Annotated in this window: 22 protein-coding genes; 5 read left to right on the top strand and 17 right to left on the bottom strand. The window is 36.3% G+C overall.

The window, feature by feature from the left end:
* Positions 1-28 precede the first annotated feature (28 nt).
* Positions 29-226, bottom strand: a complete 198-nt coding sequence (locus ACM5BR_RS03630; protein ID WP_416825962.1) for a hypothetical protein — start codon at positions 224-226, stop codon at positions 29-31.
* Between the two features lie 86 nt (positions 227-312).
* Positions 313-792 (bottom strand): glutathione peroxidase, encoded by a 480-nt coding sequence (locus ACM5BR_RS03625; RefSeq protein WP_416825960.1) that lies wholly within the window; start codon positions 790-792, stop codon positions 313-315.
* A gap of 209 nt (positions 793-1,001) precedes the next feature.
* Between ACM5BR_RS03625 and ACM5BR_RS03620 the strand changes: the two genes are divergently transcribed.
* A complete protein-coding gene (locus tag ACM5BR_RS03620; protein WP_416825958.1) occupies positions 1,002-1,211 on the top strand; it encodes a DUF3925 family protein in 210 nt (69 codons plus the stop codon).
* A gap of 83 nt (positions 1,212-1,294) precedes the next feature.
* On the opposite strand, the gene ACM5BR_RS03615 is transcribed toward ACM5BR_RS03620, so the two are convergent.
* The 3 genes from ACM5BR_RS03615 to ACM5BR_RS03605 form a co-directional block, all read right to left on the bottom strand.
* Positions 1,295-2,437: a DEAD/DEAH box helicase gene (locus ACM5BR_RS03615; protein ID WP_416825957.1), complete on the bottom strand. Its 1,143-nt coding sequence runs from the start codon at positions 2,435-2,437 to the stop codon at positions 1,295-1,297.
* Positions 2,438-2,643: 206 nt separating this feature from the next.
* Positions 2,644-4,332 carry a formate--tetrahydrofolate ligase gene (locus ACM5BR_RS03610; RefSeq protein WP_416825955.1) on the bottom strand — a complete coding sequence of 563 codons (1,689 nt, stop codon included), beginning with the start codon at positions 4,330-4,332 and terminating at the stop codon, positions 2,644-2,646.
* A 250-nt stretch (positions 4,333-4,582) separates the two neighbouring features.
* The gene (locus tag ACM5BR_RS03605; protein WP_416825954.1) at positions 4,583-5,272 is read right to left on the bottom strand and encodes a class I SAM-dependent methyltransferase; all 690 of its coding nucleotides are present in this window, start codon (positions 5,270-5,272) and stop codon (positions 4,583-4,585) included.
* Positions 5,273-5,415: 143 nt separating this feature from the next.
* Between ACM5BR_RS03605 and ACM5BR_RS03600 the strand changes: the two genes are divergently transcribed.
* A complete protein-coding gene (locus tag ACM5BR_RS03600) occupies positions 5,416-5,748 on the top strand; it encodes a permease (protein WP_416825952.1) in 333 nt (110 codons plus the stop codon).
* 144 nt (positions 5,749-5,892) lie between these two features.
* Here ACM5BR_RS03600 and ACM5BR_RS03595 read toward each other — a convergent pair whose 3' ends face one another.
* From ACM5BR_RS03595 to spoIIP, 5 genes are all read right to left on the bottom strand, one after another.
* Positions 5,893-6,669 (bottom strand): oxalate:formate antiporter, encoded by a 777-nt coding sequence (locus ACM5BR_RS03595; protein ID WP_416825950.1) that lies wholly within the window; start codon positions 6,667-6,669, stop codon positions 5,893-5,895.
* Between the two features lie 287 nt (positions 6,670-6,956).
* Positions 6,957-7,370: a GerW family sporulation protein gene (gene ytfJ, locus ACM5BR_RS03590; protein ID WP_416825949.1), complete on the bottom strand. Its 414-nt coding sequence runs from the start codon at positions 7,368-7,370 to the stop codon at positions 6,957-6,959.
* A 177-nt stretch (positions 7,371-7,547) separates the two neighbouring features.
* The gene (locus tag ACM5BR_RS03585) at positions 7,548-8,483 is read right to left on the bottom strand and encodes an SPFH domain-containing protein (protein ID WP_416825947.1); all 936 of its coding nucleotides are present in this window, start codon (positions 8,481-8,483) and stop codon (positions 7,548-7,550) included.
* Between the two features lie 2 nt (positions 8,484-8,485).
* Positions 8,486-8,905 (bottom strand): NfeD family protein, encoded by a 420-nt coding sequence (locus ACM5BR_RS03580; RefSeq protein WP_416825945.1) that lies wholly within the window; start codon positions 8,903-8,905, stop codon positions 8,486-8,488.
* A gap of 157 nt (positions 8,906-9,062) precedes the next feature.
* Entirely contained in the window at positions 9,063-10,223 is a 1,161-nt protein-coding gene (spoIIP, locus tag ACM5BR_RS03575) for a stage II sporulation protein P (RefSeq protein ID WP_416825943.1), read from the bottom strand.
* A 382-nt stretch (positions 10,224-10,605) separates the two neighbouring features.
* Between spoIIP and ACM5BR_RS03570 the strand changes: the two genes are divergently transcribed.
* Together ACM5BR_RS03570 and ACM5BR_RS03565 are read left to right on the top strand one after the other, a co-directional pair.
* Complete coding sequence (locus tag ACM5BR_RS03570; protein ID WP_416825941.1) at positions 10,606-11,391, top strand: SDR family oxidoreductase; 786 nt, start codon at positions 10,606-10,608, stop codon at positions 11,389-11,391.
* Positions 11,392-11,562: 171 nt separating this feature from the next.
* Positions 11,563-11,652: a YjcZ family sporulation protein gene (locus tag ACM5BR_RS03565; protein WP_416825939.1), complete on the top strand. Its 90-nt coding sequence runs from the start codon at positions 11,563-11,565 to the stop codon at positions 11,650-11,652.
* Positions 11,653-11,865: 213 nt separating this feature from the next.
* Here ACM5BR_RS03565 and ACM5BR_RS03560 read toward each other — a convergent pair whose 3' ends face one another.
* From ACM5BR_RS03560 to ACM5BR_RS03545, 4 genes are all read right to left on the bottom strand, one after another.
* Entirely contained in the window at positions 11,866-12,183 is a 318-nt protein-coding gene (locus tag ACM5BR_RS03560; RefSeq protein ID WP_416825937.1) for an AzlD domain-containing protein, read from the bottom strand.
* Positions 12,174-12,899 (bottom strand): AzlC family ABC transporter permease, encoded by a 726-nt coding sequence (locus ACM5BR_RS03555; RefSeq protein ID WP_416825935.1) that lies wholly within the window; start codon positions 12,897-12,899, stop codon positions 12,174-12,176. Before ACM5BR_RS03555 ends, ACM5BR_RS03560 begins: the two co-directional genes overlap by 10 nt.
* A 278-nt stretch (positions 12,900-13,177) precedes the next feature.
* Positions 13,178-13,777, bottom strand: coding sequence for an undecaprenyl phosphate transporter UptA (uptA, locus tag ACM5BR_RS03550; RefSeq protein WP_416825933.1), 600 nt, complete (start codon positions 13,775-13,777; stop codon positions 13,178-13,180).
* 185 nt (positions 13,778-13,962) lie between these two features.
* Positions 13,963-15,033 carry a CotH kinase family protein gene (locus ACM5BR_RS03545; protein WP_416825931.1) on the bottom strand — a complete coding sequence of 357 codons (1,071 nt, stop codon included), beginning with the start codon at positions 15,031-15,033 and terminating at the stop codon, positions 13,963-13,965.
* Between the two features lie 188 nt (positions 15,034-15,221).
* Between ACM5BR_RS03545 and ACM5BR_RS03540 the strand changes: the two genes are divergently transcribed.
* The gene (locus ACM5BR_RS03540; RefSeq protein ID WP_416825930.1) at positions 15,222-15,605 is read left to right on the top strand and encodes a CotG/ExsB N-terminal domain-containing protein; all 384 of its coding nucleotides are present in this window, start codon (positions 15,222-15,224) and stop codon (positions 15,603-15,605) included.
* A gap of 283 nt (positions 15,606-15,888) precedes the next feature.
* Here the strand turns inward: ACM5BR_RS03540 and ACM5BR_RS03535 are convergent, their stop codons facing one another.
* The 3 genes from ACM5BR_RS03535 to ACM5BR_RS03525 form a co-directional block, all read right to left on the bottom strand.
* Positions 15,889-16,263 (bottom strand): hypothetical protein, encoded by a 375-nt coding sequence (locus ACM5BR_RS03535; protein WP_416825928.1) that lies wholly within the window; start codon positions 16,261-16,263, stop codon positions 15,889-15,891.
* Between the two features lie 607 nt (positions 16,264-16,870).
* On the bottom strand, positions 16,871-17,323 hold the full coding sequence (locus ACM5BR_RS03530; RefSeq protein WP_416825926.1) for a methylated-DNA--[protein]-cysteine S-methyltransferase: 453 nt from the start codon (positions 17,321-17,323) through the stop codon (positions 16,871-16,873).
* A gap of 134 nt (positions 17,324-17,457) precedes the next feature.
* A complete protein-coding gene (locus ACM5BR_RS03525) occupies positions 17,458-18,009 on the bottom strand; it encodes an HD domain-containing protein (RefSeq protein ID WP_416827823.1) in 552 nt (183 codons plus the stop codon).
* Positions 18,010-18,136: the final 127 nt, after the last annotated feature.

Genomic DNA, 18,136 nt, shown 5'->3' with positions numbered 1-18,136 from the left:
CACAAAAAGCTATATTAACAAAAGTTTTTTATATATTCCAAAAATCACTATTGATATCACTGTTATATTTATATTCAATTTTTTCTTTTCCACACATTTCACACTTATAAAAATAAGCTATCCCCATCTGCCCTGTCATAAAGTTTTCACTATCCTGCGCTTTAATAAAATTATATTTATGTCTACATTCAGGTTGTTTTATCTTATTCATCCATTTACCTAACATACAGTAATCACTCTCCTTTATAAGGCATTTCATATTCTTACGAAAATATTAGATTATAAAGAATTTTCAATCAATAAACCCGTTATTTACTTTAACAATTCCTCAATTTTAGTTTTCATCTCTTCTGGTGTCGTTTGTGGTGAAAATCTTTCTAAAACATTCCCTTTTTTGTCAACTAAAAATTTTGTGAAATTCCATTTTATAGCCTTTAATCCAAGCATTCCTGGTACTTCCTCGCATAAATATTTATATAAAGGATGTGCCCCGTCACCGTTTACTTCAATTTTTTCAAACATCGGGAACGTAACACCATAGTTTAATTCACAAAAACTTGCTATTTCTTCATTATTGCCTGGTTCTTGCCCTAAAAATTGGTTACACGGAAACCCTAATATTTCTAAACCTTGTTCTTGGTATTCTTCATACAATGCCTGTAAGCCTTTATATTGTGGAGTAAAGCCGCATTTACTGGCAACGTTAACGATTACTAACACCTTTCCTTCATAATCCTGAAGTGATTTGTCTTCCCCTTTAATCGCTTTTACTGAAAAATCATACACGCTCATCGTTTTTCCCCCCTATTTTATGTTGTTACTTTTATCATAAAGTGTACCGTACACAATGTCGAAGATAACGAAATATTTTCTTCTTCTAATTTGGCAAAAAAATCTAGACATAAATTAACAAAAGCTTTACAATTAATTTATGAACATTCTGTGACTAAATATCGAATTTATTGTGACAAAGACTATAAATCTATTAGGAGGAATTTATTATGAAAAACACACAATATGAAATGCTTTCTGATCGTGAGTTTTTTTTCGTACTTTATTTATCATTACTTGTTGTAGTCGGATGGTTATTTGATACGAATGCCTTATTTTTAAGTAAATATTTTGCTATGTCTAATGTTATCCTTGTTCCTGTGATTGGCGGCGTAATCGGTTACATGCTAATGTCCTTTACTAAACGAGTACAACACTAATATGTTAATACGAGAGAGAAAACAAGTTTTGTTTTCTCTCTTTTTTATTTCACTATTATTTTCCACAACAAAAGCCTAGATAATTATCTAGGCTTTTTGCTGTTAGTAGATTTTATAGATGGACGCTGCGCTGTGAAAGCACCTTTGTATACTTCCACTTGCTTTAAATTGAGTGCTAATTTTTTTCCAAGCTGAAGAAGAGCTTTTTCTTGGTCCTTTGTAATAATGGACACAACCGTTCCATTTTTCCCCATTCTACCTGTTCTTCCTGAGCGGTGAATATATTGTTCAGCCGTAGTTGGAGCCTCCATGTGGATAACATGGGTTACGTCTTCAATATCTAACCCTCTAGCAGCCACGTCTGTCGCTAGCACAACTTGAAGCTTACCTTGCTTGAATGCTTGCATAATTCCCCTGCGTTCCTGTGATTTTGCTTCAGAATGTAGAGCTGCAGCGGCTATTTTTCCAAAGGTAAGTTTACGTTCCATTTCATTTAACCGAAATGGATCATTTAAAAATGCTAGTGCTTTAACCCCATCCATATGTAGAATTCTGCGAAGAGTATCTATCTTTTCACGAAGTGGGACTACGACATATAAATGCTGTACATTTGCTTCCACTTTTCGCTTAACACGAAATACCTCAAGCTCATTAGCCATTTTCTTTGCTTGTTCTTCCGCTGCAGTTGGAATTGTCGCTGATACGAAAATTAATTGTCTATCACGTAATGTTGTTTTTACGATGTCCGTAAGATTCGTATCTTGCTTTAGCATTTGATCATATTCATCAAATACAATTGCTTTTACCTCATGCATTTTTAACTTTTTCTGACGAATTAACTCTAGTATACGTCCAGGTGAGCCGACAATAATTTGCGGATGCTTTTTTAGTTTTTCGATTTGGCGTTTGACATCTGCACCGCCAATTAAACTCACTGAAGTAATACCGCTGCCATTTGTAAATTTCGTTACTTCGCTTTGAATTTGCATAACGAGCTCACGAGTTGGTGCCAAAATAATAATTTGCGGCTGTTTCGCAGTTTCATCAACCTTTTGTAGTAGGGGCAATACATAGGCTAACGTCTTACCTGTACCTGTCGGTGATTCTGCCATTACATCCTTTCCTTCTATGATGGCAGGAATAATTGTTTTTTGTATCGTAGTCATTTCTTGAAAGCCTGCACTTTCCCAAGCTTTTTGTAAAAATGGTTTCATTTGTTCAATCATTTCATTTCTCCTTTTACTATATCCTTACATGTTTCTTACTCATTCGGACCTATTTTCTATCCTATTATTATTGTACCGAAAACAAAGTGTAACAAACTGTATGCATTGTACCATAGGATGTATGTATATGCTACACGACTACCTTTTTAAAAATAAAAAGGACTGTATACAGCAAACCGTATACAGCCCTTTAACCGAGTAACAAATCAAAATAATCCTATCGCTTTTCCATTATCGTCGACATTCATTTTTAACGCAGTTGGTTGTTTAGGAAGACCAGGCATCGTAAGTACTGTACCTGTAAGAGCTACGATAAAGCCTGCTCCAATCGAAGGCTTTAATTCGCGTACAGTAATTGTGAAATGATCAGGACGGCCTAGTTTACTTGGATCATCAGATAATGAATATTGTGTTTTTGCCATACAGATAGGTAAATTGCCCCATCCTTGCTCTGTAAATTGTTGCAATTGTTTCTTTGCTTTCGCTGTAAAATGAACATCATCAGCTCCGTACACTGCATTAGCAACGGTACGTATTTTTTCTTCTAGCGGCTGCTCGAGTGAGTAGAGGGGTGCAAAGTGATTTTCTTTTTCTTCTATACTATGGAGTACTTTTTCTGCGAGTTCAATTCCTCCTTTTCCACCTTTCTCCCATACTTCTGTGAGTGCTATATCATAGCAATGCTGGTTGCACCAGTTTTTAAGCCATGCTATCTCTGCCTCCGTGTCCGTTATAAAACGATTCATGGCAATCACGAACGGCAACCCGAACGATTGAATCGTCTCAATATGCTTATGTAAATTTTCAATTCCTAGTTCGAGAGCAGCGATGTTTTCTTCATGTAATTGTTCTTTTTTTACACCACCATGCATTTTTAGGGCCCTAATAGTCGCTACAATTACAACCGCATCCGGATGAATCCCCGCTGCTCTAGCTTTAATATCAAGAAACTTTTCAGCTCCTAAATCTGCACCAAATCCTGCCTCTGTTATGACATATTCTCCAAGCTTAGCAGCCATTTTTGTTGCAAGAATACTATTGCAGCCATGAGCAATGTTTGCAAATGGTCCTCCATGTATAATGGCCGGTGTATGCTCTAATGTTTGCACAAGATTTGGCTTTATCGCATCCTTTAAAAGTAATGCTAGAGCACCTTCTACACCTAGGTCTTTTACCGTAACAGGCTTATTGTATATATTATAGGCGATTACAATTCTCGACAAACGTTCCTTTAAATCATGAAGGTCCTTAGCTAAACAAAATACAGCCATGATTTCTGAAGCTACAGTAATATCAAAGCCTTCTTCACGAGGTACTCCTTGCATCGGTCCACCAAGTCCAATGATGACATTACGAAGAGCACGATCGTTTAAATCTACACAACGCTTCCATACAATTTTTCGTGTATCAATTTCAAGCTCATTACCTTGTTGTAGATGATTATCTAGTAAAGCAGCTAATGCATTATTCACAGTAGTAATAGCATGAATATCACCTGTAAAGTGTAAATTAATATCCTCCATCGGTACTACTTGTGAGTAGCCGCCGCCAGCTGCTCCGCCCTTAATCCCCATTGTTGGACCTAAGGAAGGTTCACGCAAAGCAATGACTGCTTTTTTGCCAATTTGATGTAACGCCTGTCCAAGCCCTACTGTTACCGTGGATTTTCCTTCTCCTGCTGGAGTTGGATTGATAGCCGTAACTAAAATGATTTTTCCATCAGGCTTCGTTTCCAGTCGTTTTAATATGTTAAGCGATAATTTCGCTTTATAATGTCCGTAAGGTTCTAGCTCCTCTTCCTGTATATCTAATTGTTCTGCTATTTCATAAATGCGTTTCATCTTAGCTTCTTGCGCAATTTCAATATCAGATTTCACTGAAGACACAGTTGTCATATAGCTTCACTCCTCTTGTATTCTAGGCTCTATTGTATCAGTTTTTTTGAAAATACGCACATTTTCATCAATTGTTCGTTAAATATTCGTTAATTTTACTTTTTAATCATTCGATTCAACCAAACCAATCTTATTTTACATTTTATTATGGTTTCCCATTTTCAAATTACATACTAGTCAAATTGCTATCTTAAACAAAGAAAGGCCAGTGGGCTCTACCCACTGGCCTTTTCCTTTACAATGTACTATGTCAATTCTCACCGTTATACTTTAACATCATAACCCACATAAATGACAGCGCTTGTTTAAGTGTATGAGGGAGATCCTGAAGCAGCGCTTCGTCTACACCACGTTTATATACACCTTGACTATCGATAATGGAAAATCCATTTTCTTTTGCTAACATTTCAAATTCCCAAGGCATCATCGTATTGCATACTGCAGGTTCATTATACAATCTCCGATAGCTATTCACACGCGGTGCTGCAGTGGGTCCTAATATGGCAACACAAGCTAACCCATCCCGTTTAAGCACTCGCTTCCATTCATGAAGTACAAGAAGTGGCTGTTCAATCCATTCAAGAGAGTTAATGGCAAGAACGGCATCAAATGTTTGTGCATCAAATGGCAACGCTGCCATATCAGATTGTATAAAAGTAAGATTTGGTTTTTGAGAAAAGCCATTCGCATAAGCAATCATATGTGAACTAATGTCTACTCCATACACATTGTATCCCTCTTCACTAAAATATAGAGACCCATAACCATCTCCACATCCAGAATCTAGAATCGTTGCACCGTCTGCTACATAGTTTCGAAAAAAAGAAGGGATACAACTCCTACTTCCCGTTTCCCACATCTCTTTACTTTTTTCATTCCATTCCGTTGCCTGTTCATCCCACTTTTCTTGTACAGCTTCATTCCAATCAAAAGATTTCATCCTAAAATCACTCCATTTCTGTAATATCCATACATATTCAACGTATCTACGTCTATTTCCTTTGATAGAGGGAAAACGTTCCAGACATGCTTTTGTGTAGTCATGGGTATAGTAATAACAACAATAGAGAGAGAGGAATTAGAATGAAACAATACGATTCAAAGGAAGATTCAACAGAAAAAGAAATAAATGAAGAATACGCAACCGATATTACACCTGATCAATTCCATATCAATCGTAGTGAAAATCAGGATTTACTATCTTCCGGAATCAATTGGGGGGTCATAACAGGCTATTTAGCACTATTTATAGCCTTGTTTTCGATTGCTATTTATCCTCTTCTTTTCGGTATACTAGCAATCTTAATAGGTTTACTTGCAATCAGATTCGGTGCAAGAACACTAGCATTTACAGCAATAGGATTTGCAGCATTTTCAGTACTATTTAGCCTATTATATCCAGTTTTTGTTCGTTAATTGGGAATAAAATAGGACTCTATACGAGTCCTATTTAGGCAAAATATGATGATAGCGTCTCGTACGATTTCAATCCAACAAATAATACTCGGTAGACCTCTTTCACTTCTCTTAAAAGAAAAAAACTTGACTCAGTCAAGTTTTTTACTCATTTTCCCATCTCCACTCCTGATCCTTTTTATCAAAGATCAGTACTGCTTTTTCAAGAGCATCCTCTTTCAATTCATCTAAACCATCCATAATTTCGTCCATATTTGTAAAAGATCCTACTACATAAAATGGTATTTCCAATCCCCGTTTGGATTCTACCTTATTATGTAAATCAATTAATAATCCATCTTCGGCTAGAGGTAGAAACCGAAGTACGATTTCTTTTGTAATGGCAGGATAAATTTTCGTTTTCTGGAAAAGCATACGACGTTTTTTACCAAAGGAACCTAGCTTATATGGTATGACCTTACTTAAAAGGCCTGCCATATCCTGCTGCCTGCGATAATACACTTTATTAAACCATCCGTCTTCATGCGATAAATAAACGAATTTATTTTTTAGTAATGGAAAAAATGGTTTTTCAATTGGTTCTTTTTTATGAGCTAAATATAAAAGTTCAGCAATTTCCATCGGTTCTAGCTCATCTAAATCGCTCACATCGTCAAAATCGACCCAACAATATTCATCATATTGGTCCGTTTCCGCTGTAATCAATTTTGGCATATTTTCTTCCTCGACATACTCAAGAAGAGTATGATAATTAATATCAGTCCATTCAAAATTATGCTTTAACAAGAGTACGTTATGAAGAGGAGATGGGATGTTGTTCGCAAATTCTTGAAACGTTATGCCAGATGAAAGATAACAATGATTGCGTCGATCACCATTAATATAAATAATTTCTTTTATTTGGTCAGATCCTCCAGCCAAAGCACCTAGCCACCTTTGTATAATGTTAATATTAAGTAGTACGATTTATTTTATCATGAAAATTTCCAGAAACATAGGAAAACGTCCGAAAACAGCTACATATTAGCATTACATTTTATTAATATTTATTACAAAATAATTACATAACATTCATCATCTTTGTTTCACTACAATTTGTCATGAAATAGGAAATGGATCGCTACTAAAAATCTTGATTTTTCAAGATTTTGTAGAACGATCCAATAGAAGCAATGGGAGAATACTATTCTTTTTTAGCATGGTTCGTTTTACAAATCGATGCTTGCATCTGAACTTTCATTCTCGTTTTTCTTAAGGATGGATTTTAGTTTTTCAAGTGTTTGCGGAGCTAATTCTATAGCCTTTTCCATTAAATGTGTTGTATTTTGAAGGTGCAAAATTTTTACTCCGTCTTTATTAACAACAAGAAAGGCGATTGGTGTAATGGATACCCCTCCTGCACTTCCACCGCCAAAGGCAGGGATGTCACCATTACGATTTTGGGTACCCTCCGCTATATAGTCACTTCCGCCAGCACCAAACCCGAAAGCAACTTTCGATACGGTAAGTACAACACCACCATCAGCTGTTTGCACCGGCTCACCAACAATGGTGTTAACATCTACCATTCCCTTTAAATTTTCCATAGCTGCACTCATTAACCCTTGAATCGGATGCTCCACTTGCTATTCCCTCCTTCATGATTCTTTTCCTAGTTTTTCCGGAAAAAACCAGAACTAAACATAAAAATGTGATGGCAGGAATGTGCAAAGCAATACACAAAAAGAAGAAGCGAATACGCTTCTTCTTTTTGTGTATCATTTACATGTGTTTTCTTTTTACTTCTTCTCAATTGTACTTTACTCGCTTTTCTTTTCTTTAAAAATTTCCCCAACTGCCCCGAGACTACCAAGTGTTTCAACAGCTTTTGTTGGAAGAAATATTTTATTAGCTGACCCTTTCGCTATTTCTTGCAGTGCTTCAAACGATTGATAAGCCAATACATTTTCTGATAAACCAGACTCGGTTAAAAGCTGAATTCGTTTTTGCTCAGCAATTGCTATGATTTCAACGGCTTTTGCCTGCCCGATTGCTTCTAATTCTCGAGCTTGGCGAACCCCCTCAGCTTCACGTATCCGAGCTTCCCTGTCTCCTTCTGCACGTAAAATTTTACTTTGCTTATCCCCTTCAGCACGGAGTACAATATCTTGTTTTGCAGCTTCCGCTTCTAATATTATGGCACGCTTATTACGTTCTGCCTTCATTTGTTTTTCCATGGACACTTGTACGTCCTTAGGAGGATTAATATCAACGACTTCTACACGCTCAATACGAACCCCCCATTTTTCTGTTGCTTCGTCTAGCGCAATTCGTATTTCAGTCGAGATTTTTTCACGACCAGACAATGTTTCATCCAGTTCCATATTCCCAAGAATTTGTCTCATTGTAGCCGTCGTTACATTACGAACACCTAATGAGTAATTCGAAATACCATATGTTGCTCTTTCTGGATCAATAATTTGAAAAAATATAATCGTATCTATTTCAACTTGAACATTATCCTTCGTAATTACTTTTTGCGGAGGAACATTTGTTTGTTGAATACGTAAGTCATGGTAAATACGAACATGATCAATGATTGGAATAAGAATATTTAAACCAGCAGACATTGTTCGATGAAAACGACCAAGACGTTCCACTACCCCAACCTGTTGCTGCGGGATGATTTTTACAGAAAGAGCAGCAAAAACTACTACAAGAACGAGTAAAAAAATAGATAGAATCGTGCCTACCACGATTAGACCCTCCTAACAATTAAGATTGTGTTTTGACGTTCTAAAACGATGATTTGTTCCCCAACTGAGATAGAATCTGAGGAAGTAGCACTCCATGTTTCACCACTGATTTTCACAATACCATAGCCGTCCTCTGAAATTCCTTTTGTAACAACGCCTGTTTTCCCAATTATGGATTCCACACTATCATCATACTTCTTATCAGATCGGATTCTACGTAATAATGGCTTTGTAAACAACGTCAATGTAATACTAACCAAGGCAGCAGCAAATATTTGAACCCAAGTATTAGGTACAAAAATCCCAATGATTCCACCTACAAATGCACCGATTCCAAGCCAAAGCATATAAAGGGTAAGCGTGAACATCTCGAAGACTATGAGTATGCCTGATACGATGAACCAAATCATCCATCCTGCCATTTTTTCACCCTCTTTCTACTAATCTTTATGTGAATAAAAGAGGCAAAAGCAGTAAATGAATTCTACAATTTCATACAATTCATATGATTCTAATACACTATTCGCCAAATTTCTTTCAATTCCTTTAAAATTCTTCTTTCTACGGGTTAAGAAACAATTATGGACCGTTCACCTTTTCAGCTTTCCAATAATATTGGCTGAATGCTTCTGCTAAAATATCAATACTACGATTTACTTCATCTACCGTATTGTCAACTCCGCCTACTTCCACTAGCATTGCTTGTCCGGACAAGTCTTGATTGTATACACCATTACCGGTACTACTATTTTTTCGAAGGACTCCTCTACTGACACCTGGATAAGATTTATCTATTATTTCATGAAGAGCCTTTGCAAACTGCTCATTTTTCTCGTAGTTTCGATTTCCAGATCCCACTATAAAATATAGCTTCGCATAGGATTTACCGTTCAGTTCCTTCGTTGTCGTGTCCCTTCTAGCACTATCACGATGAAGATCAAAATAGTATTTAAGATCTGTGTTACCAGTCATTGCCTGCTGCACAATTTGCCTTGACATTTTATACGCACTGTTTGAATTTAGCCCTTTCGATACGAGCATCTTCCCAACATCGCTTTTATCATCGCTCGCTCCAATACCATTATTTTCTAACTGTTGCCTGAAACGATCGCCAAAGATTGAGATATTCATAACAGAACTTGTTGCTTTGCTATCATCGGAACTAGCAGGCAACTGCAAAAGCGGCAAATATGATTCCCAGCTATGTGTATGATAAATAAAAACGACTTTTTTTCCATTCGTGTTATGAGAAGGAGGCGTTGGATTTTTCGGTAGATCCGTTTTCGGTTCAGGAGTCGGTACTCCTTGTCCTTTTCTTTCCTGTAACAGTTCTTCTAATGGAACAGTGGATTCCATCGGAAGATTATTATATGTAGACCCTTCTCCAGCAATTAATATTTCTGTATCATACTTTGCAAAGCCTGGTAATTCTATTCCAAGTAAGCTTCTCACATCATGAAAGCGAATATTCGTTACATTGGACAACATAAAAGTAGCTAGTGAGAATTCTTTATTATAATGCTGGTATTCTTGTGTGAAGTAATGATTTTCTGTTCCAAATGCATACATATAGGCATTCATCGAAAGCTCGCTTAACCAATCATGCATGTATACCGATTTCGTTTGCTTAAATGAAGTAACAAGTATACTTGTAAATAAAAAAATACAGACAATGCCTACTAAAAGAAGTGCGCTCACTTTCCATAGGCTCATTTTTTTCACATAAAAATAATTATTCATCGTCTCATCACCCTCTTAATGAAACGATATGTACAAGCTGTTTGAATTAGAACTACACATTTACAATAATGGAGTGATAGTGCTACCTTGCTTAGTATAACAATGCCTGCACGTATTTTTCTATCGTTTTTTTAATAATAGATAGCAAGTTTATAAAGTGAAACTTCCATCAGTGGGGGTTTTCTTCATCCCCCACTGATGGTTAGCCCGACCAATACGGACTTTTACGGACAGTTATCCCCCACCTATCTTCTTCGCTTTTCTCTGAGTCTTGAGGTGGGGATCTTACTGCCCGTTAAAACGGGATAAAGTTTGAAAATTCCCAAATCTCCTTATTTTACGTTATACTAAAAAGAAATGATTTCGAAAAGGGAGGATCCATATGGACTTACAATTAGAAGGAAAAACAGCTCTTGTGCTCGCATCTAGTCAAGGATTAGGAAAAGCCATCGCAGAACAATTCGTTCGCGAAGGTGTTAATGTCATGATAACGAGTCGAAATGAAGGAAAATTAGCAGCAGTACAAGATGAATTACGTAAAATTGGAACTGGAAAAGTACAATACAAGGTTTGCGATATTACGAATCTTGAGCAAATCCAAGAAGTTGTTCAAGCAACAGCAGATACCTATGGTGGAATTGATATTTTGATAAATAATGCTGGTGGACCGAAACCTGGTACATTTGAACAATTAACAGACGAAGATTGGTACGGTTCGTTTGAGCTAAATTTACTAGGCTACATCCGTACCATACGGGAAACACTTCCCTATTTAAAGAAAAATGGTGGAAAAATTATTAACATTGCTTCCTCCTCTGTTAAGGAGCCAATTGCTGGTCTATTGCTATCTAACACATTTCGTGTAGGAATTACAGGTCTAACAAAAACGTTAGCATCAGAGTTTGCACCTTACGGAATATTAATTAATACCGTTGCTCCTGGTCGTATTGCAACAGACCGAGTGGCTTCACTTGATCAAATAAAAAGTAAACAGCTTGGCATATCTATTGAAGAAACGAAGAAAGCCTTCGAAGCTAGCATTCCGCTTGGACGCTATGGCAAGCCAAGCGAATTTGCGAATGTTGTAACATTCCTCGCTTCTGCTGCCAATACATATATGACTGGAAATTCATTTTTAGTGGATGGTGGAGCAGTGAAAGGATTATAAAGTGAAACTTCCCATCAAGTAATAATCGCGACAATTCATGTAGGATAGCGTGAAGACGCCCTCTTTTTAGGATGAACAACAAAAAATCCGCTCATACCCATCCTCCTTTTACTGTCAAAATTCACTTCATTACATATTGTATAGTGTAAATGATTTAAAGGAGGAAATAGTATGGGTGGATTTGGATTTCAAGGTGGATTTGCGTTAATTGTTGTTCTCTTTATCCTCTTAATTATCGTTGGAGCAGCCTGCTTCTGCTAATGCAAGAAACAAACACTATACAAAAAAGACGCTTCTTTGAAGTGTCTTTTTTCCTTTACCTACTTACATGATAAAGTGAAACTTCCCTAGGTGGGGGTTTTCTCTCATCCCCCACCTAGGGTTAGCAAAGGCCAATTCGGACTTTTACGGGCAGTTATCCCCCACTTAGTCTTCTTCGATTACTAAGCCTTGAAGTGGGGGTCTTACTGCCCGTTAAAACGGGATAATTGTACGACAAATCATTACAACAACCATACCTACCACAACGGTAATTAATAAACTTCTCGTTACAATTGCTACTCCAAATGCAACAGAAGCTGCAATCCAATCACTGTAGCTAATCTGCTTTTGAAGGAAAAGCTGCTGTGCAAGTAAAGCAGCTAATACAGCAGTTGGTATATAATGTAGCCATGTTTGTACGCTTTTAGGCAACGTAATCTTACTTAAAAATAATAGCGGCAACACACGCGGAATAACTGTAACAATTGCCGATCCAATGATAATAATAAATACGCTCCATCTTACTTCCATTTGTCAACATACACCCCCACTGTTGCTGATCCAACAATAGCAAATAACACAGCAATATTTCCTGACATAAATTGACCCAGTAAGACAACCATAACAATCGCTGCTACTGTAACAATCCCATCTTTTCGTACATTTCTTCTTGAAATAAATTGCAGCACATATAATCCAATGAACATCGCTACTAATGCAAAATCAAGTCCTAATGACTTAGGATTGGAAACATATTGTCCAAGAGAAGCTCCAATAATATTTGCGATGGCCCAATGAATATAAGCAGTTACATTTAAACCAAGCATCCAGTAATAGCTTCCTTCTTTACTCTTATTCATCTCATTTGCAGCTACACTAAACGTTTCATCAGTCAACAAAATACCAGTCGAAGTATTTTCCCAAAAGGTGAATCTTTTAAAGTACGGAGATAATGCTGCACTCATCACTAAGTGACGAATATTAACAAAAAAAATAGTGATGATAATAGCTAAAGCCGGTGCCCCAGCTACGTACATACCAGCAATTATAAATTGTCCAGAACCCGCATATAAAATCAATGATAGCAAGGCAATTTCTAAGATCGTAAATCCAGACGCTTTTTCAATTACTCCAGCAGCAAATCCAATACTTACATAACCAAACACGGTTGGTAAGCATGCCTTCACTCCTTTGATAAATTCCTCTTTTCTTGAATTGAATTCTTCAACCTGTTTACTCGCAAGCACATATACCCCTCCATATGTACAACTTCTCTTGTTATGTAAAGGACATTATCCATTTTTCCGAAAAAATAACCGGAATATTCAAACTTTTTATAATACAAAAAAGGGAGAGATCGTTATGAATTTGTATTGTGATACAACAACACATACGGTAACAACAAAAAAAATAGCTGTGAAAGAACATACATTACCCTTTTAAGACTGTTTCCATATAATAAAAAATAGACCGAAACTGTCTGATCGATTACACAGACAACGGTTCGGTCCGCTTCTAAGCTTATTTATGCATTCTTTTTCTTTTTAAACATCTTAAGTCCGAAATACAACACAATAAATAGAATTGCTCCTGCTACAATATAAGGAGTGAAAGGTTTTGCATACTCTTTAATATCACGCCAGTTTGCACCAAGCTTTTCACCTAAAGAAATGAATAAAATAGACCATGGAATAATCGCTAGCACTGTATACGTTGTAAATTTCCAAAAAGACATTTTTGCTAACCCTGCAGGAATAGAAATAGCATGTCGTACGACTGGTATGAAACGTGCTGAGAAAATTACACCAACGCCATATTTATTAAACCAATTTTCGGCAACTTCCAAATGATGCTTTGAAATAAAAATGTACTTTCCATACTTCTCAACAAATGGACGACCACCATAATAACCAATCCAATATAAAAAGAGTTGTGCAATGGTTCCTCCGATTACTCCAGCAATAACAGCTTCAACGAAGTTGACTTGACCATTTAAAACTAGAAAACCTGCATAGGCTAGAACAATTTCACTCGGAATAATTTCAATCATTAAAGCAAGTGCAATTCCAAAATAGCCCATACTAATAAAGAAATCTAACATATGATTTACAAAGCCTGAAAGCATTTTATTCCCCTCATTTTCTTATTACTTTTCACAAGTACCATTATTCCATGAAAAACAGTTCTTGCCAAGGGTAGCTTAGAAGGAATTATCTATAGATATATGATTTGGCAGAATACAAGAAACCCTCATGATATGATTCTTTGGTTCATGAGGATTTCTTGTAACAGTGTAAATTCACATTCAATCTACAGCATTTTCAAATGTTCTCGTAAAAATTCGTTTCGCTCTTCAATGTAAGAATATATGACGTTTGGTTCCTTATCAAATGCATGATATTTATCCTTTATATATGGGTCTTTCTGCACATAGGGACGAATCAAGGTATGCATTTCCTCAACTTTGGGTTTCATGTAGGATACCGTAAATTTCTCTTCGAGTATCTGCTTTAACAAATTACGATATTGCCTGCGAAATGCAGAAATATCTAATAATCTTGCACTTAATGTATTGTATCCTTCAATTCGAATGGCATCATACTCCAATATTTTTCCATTTATATCTCTTCCCCACGTCGCATCATAATCCCAAGGAATAATCTCAAAGAGACCTGTTTCACTATTTCGATACAAGGCATAATTATGCACAAAGCCATCGAAATTGGATGTACATACAATCCCTGCTAACCAACGCAAATATTTATCAACATCAATCCACTTTACAATTTCCTTTTCATAGTCCGCACGTGAAATCGTATTAATCTGATATACAAGTTCGCTTACATATTCTTCACTCTTTTCATCACCGCATTTCAATTCATACCCAGAAGATAATGACGTTTTAATATCGTTGTCTAGTTCACTGATAAGAGAAAAATTCGCATCATCATCTACTGCGTAATAAATTGAACCTGTAGGGAGTTTTCGTGCAGCTAAAAACCTTTCATCTACAGATTCAAGTTGTAAATAAATCCCTTGAAATTTTCCATTTATCGAAATACATACATGCCTTGATCTTGGGGATAGTACACCAAGATCAGCGAAGAAATCAAGCGAGAGTTTATTTCTCATCAACGAAGGATCAATATATTCTGAATTTATATGAATCTCTTTTGTTCCTTGAAACATTCGCTTATAAAACATAATTTGATAGGATTTTTTCTCAAATTTCCGAATATGTGAGCCCCGATATACGATATCAATATCATATTTTTGGCGTGCATATGTGAATTTGGCAGGAAATGCATCCTCATTCCAAATATCATGACGCATTTCAGTAATATACTTTGGATGAATATATAACTCATACGAAGGCAACATAGAGCCTCTTCCCTTCACTGTAACATCTACATTACTCTATGCATTTACACCTTAACTTGACCGCTAGGTAATTGTGTATTTTAGGAGAAATAAACGCTTGTCTTATGTCATTATTTAAGGCGCTTTCATATTGTAAAGAGAAAAGACAAGCAATATTCTTGTCAATATTGATAAGGAGGGAATTTTAAGTGAAGCGTAATATTCGTAAAGCAGTAGATGAGGTAATTGCTACAGGTATGGGGGATTTTTTACGTCAAGAGCCAGGAATGGAATTTCATTCTAAAAAGAAATGCTCTTCATGTCCAAAAACGAGATGCACACACGTGAAAAAGTGTATTTTAATAACAAAATGTACTCGTTTTACAAAAAGATTTGTCTGGACAAAAAAATCTTTTTGCACAAAACGTTCCTTTTTTCCACAACGTTCTTGTCATAAGAAACGTTCTTGTCATAAGAAACGTTCTTGTCATAAGAAACGTTCTTGTCATAAGAAACACTCTTCTAAAAAGTCTCATTGCACAAAGAAATCAAAACATAGATCCTTTAGAAAAAAAACTAAGAAAAGCTTTTAGATAGTACTAATTAAAATTGAAAGAGATGGATCGCTCTCATGCGATCTTTTTTAGGTTAGAAACTATTTTTTGCAAAATAGCAACAACCTGTTTTTCTATCACATATTGTATAGGGAAGAAAAGATAAATATCATAAATCGGAGGGTTCTACATGAGGAACTATGATAAACACCAAATAAAAAACGCGGTAAAAAAAGTGAAATTAGCAGGGATGGAAAAATTTCTAAAACAAGAACCATTTACCTTTAACCGTTCAAAGAAAAAATCTATTTCATGGACTAAATCAAAACACAAGCAATCTGGTCGTTCTAAGCACTCTCACCGCTCTAAGCATTCTTTCCTCTCTAAGCACTCTTGTCGCTCTAAACATTCTTGCTTCTCTAAGCATTCTTTCCTCTCTAAGCGTTCTTGCTTCTCTAAGCATTCTTTCCTCTCTAAGCGTTCTTGCTTCTCTAAGCATTCTTGCTTCTCTAAGCACTCTTGTCGCTCTAAGCATTCTCGCCGGTCTAAACATTCTCGCCGGTCTAAGCATTCTCACCGGTCTAAGCATTCTCGCCGATCTAAGCATTCTCGCTGGTCTAAGCATTCTCGCCGGTCTAAACATTCTCGCCGGTCTAAGCATTCTCGCCGGTCTAAGCATTCTCACCGGTTCAAGCATTCTCGTCACTCTAAGCATTCTCATCGTTCTAAGCGCTCGCACTTTACTTCTTGCTCTTGCTTCTCTAAACGTTCGCATTTTACATCATTTCCGTGCAGTTCTAAACGTTCTCAATTTACTTCATTCTCTTCTCGGTCTAAACGCTCGCACGTCTCCAAAAAAGAAGTACGCGTTCGCATTATCAATGAATTTCCAAAGCCGAAGCATAAATCATGTGAGAAACCTAAGCATAAATCATGTGTGAAACCTAAGCATATAGATGAAGAAAAAAAGACTTCTGAAGAACCGAAACAAAGTAATTTCCGTAATTTCGGTTTTACTTGGTAAAGACAAATAAGACTATTGAACAAAATGATTCCTTCATTCCTCTATTTACATGAAGTGTACATCTATCTACGATGTACACTTTTATCAAAACTAACTATTACTTATTAATTTTTCGTAATATAAGTCCATTTGTAAGAATAATCTCCACCAAAGTCTATACTCAAATCACCTATCATCTAATTTATATTGACATATTAATTATGATAATAATTAATATTTTTTTATTTTATTACCATAGTAAAACAACAGAGAAAAGTTTCTCTGTTGTTTTTACCTTTTATTAAATCTGTATACCTTCATGCGATAGCAGCCATTTCTTTCGCCATACACCACCAGCATACCCGACTAGAGTTTTGTCTTTTCCGATAATCCGATGACAAGGGACGATAATGGAAATTGGATTTTTACTATTTGCATTCCCAATTGCGCGGACTGCCTTCGGATTTCCAATTTTCGTAGCAATATCAGAATAAGAAGCTACCGTTCCGTAGGGAATGGTTGTTAATGCATTCCATACTGTACTTTGAAATTCGGTACCTGCCGAGGAAAGAGGAATCGTAAATTCTCTTCGCAGCCCGCGAAAATACTCATCTAGTTCCTGTTTACAAGCCTCTAAAATAGAATTTGTCTCTTCCTTATCAGGTGTATCGACAAATAAAATAGATGAAATAGCACTTTCACTACCTTTTATTTCAATCCAGCCAATTTCACTTTTATAGTAAGTTTGAAACATATATACCTCTCCTCATATTGTCTATGCTTTTATTATATCATTCGAAATCCATAAGAAAATGTGTATAGGAAATAGACGGGTTTTTAACTATCCCGTCTATTTCCATTTCCATCAATTATATTGCTATCTACAATCTAACTCTGAAATACATCATTCACTGCCTGCTGAAGCAATGGAAATAAGGGAAAGTCTGAAATACGTACTTCTAAAGCTGCAACCATAGAGCGATAGTACCATTTTTGCTCTTCCTTACCACGATTAAAACGTTCCCATACTTTCTCCCCTACTTTTAGCCTTTCTTCAGACGTGGATTTAATATTATGAAGCTTGTCACAACATATAATCATACAGCTTTCCTTTGAAATGTACTGTATTTTCTTAATGCTATGTAGTTTTCTTTCTTCCCATGATTTTGATTTTTCTGGTTCTGTGCATTCTTCTACAAACTGAGCGACCTGTATTCCAAATTCACGAGCAATGTCCTGCAAGGTAAGGTCTGTATCTTCAACTGTATCATGAAGAAGGCCAGCAATTACTACATTTTCAGCGCATCCTGCTTGAAGTAAAAGCATTGCTACAGAGTAGGGATGAGTAATATAAGGAAGAGCACTACCCTTACGTAGCTGCCATTGATGAGATGCAGCAGCTATCTCTACTGCTTTACTTATCCGATGAACAAATTGCATATCCAATGATGATCACATTCTTTCCTTATTCATTTTTAGCATGTAAGGTTTTATAGATGAAATTCCTATAGTCAACACCCTAAAATCACTAATTTTTTCTAATACTGCAGCAGATTGATTTATCCTT

The organism is Ectobacillus polymachus, assembly GCF_048159605.1.
Lineage (GTDB): Bacteria > Bacillota > Bacilli > Bacillales > Bacillaceae_G > Ectobacillus > Ectobacillus polymachus.
The sequence above is the reverse complement of the archived record's forward strand: the minus strand, read 5'-3'. Positions and strand labels throughout refer to the sequence as shown.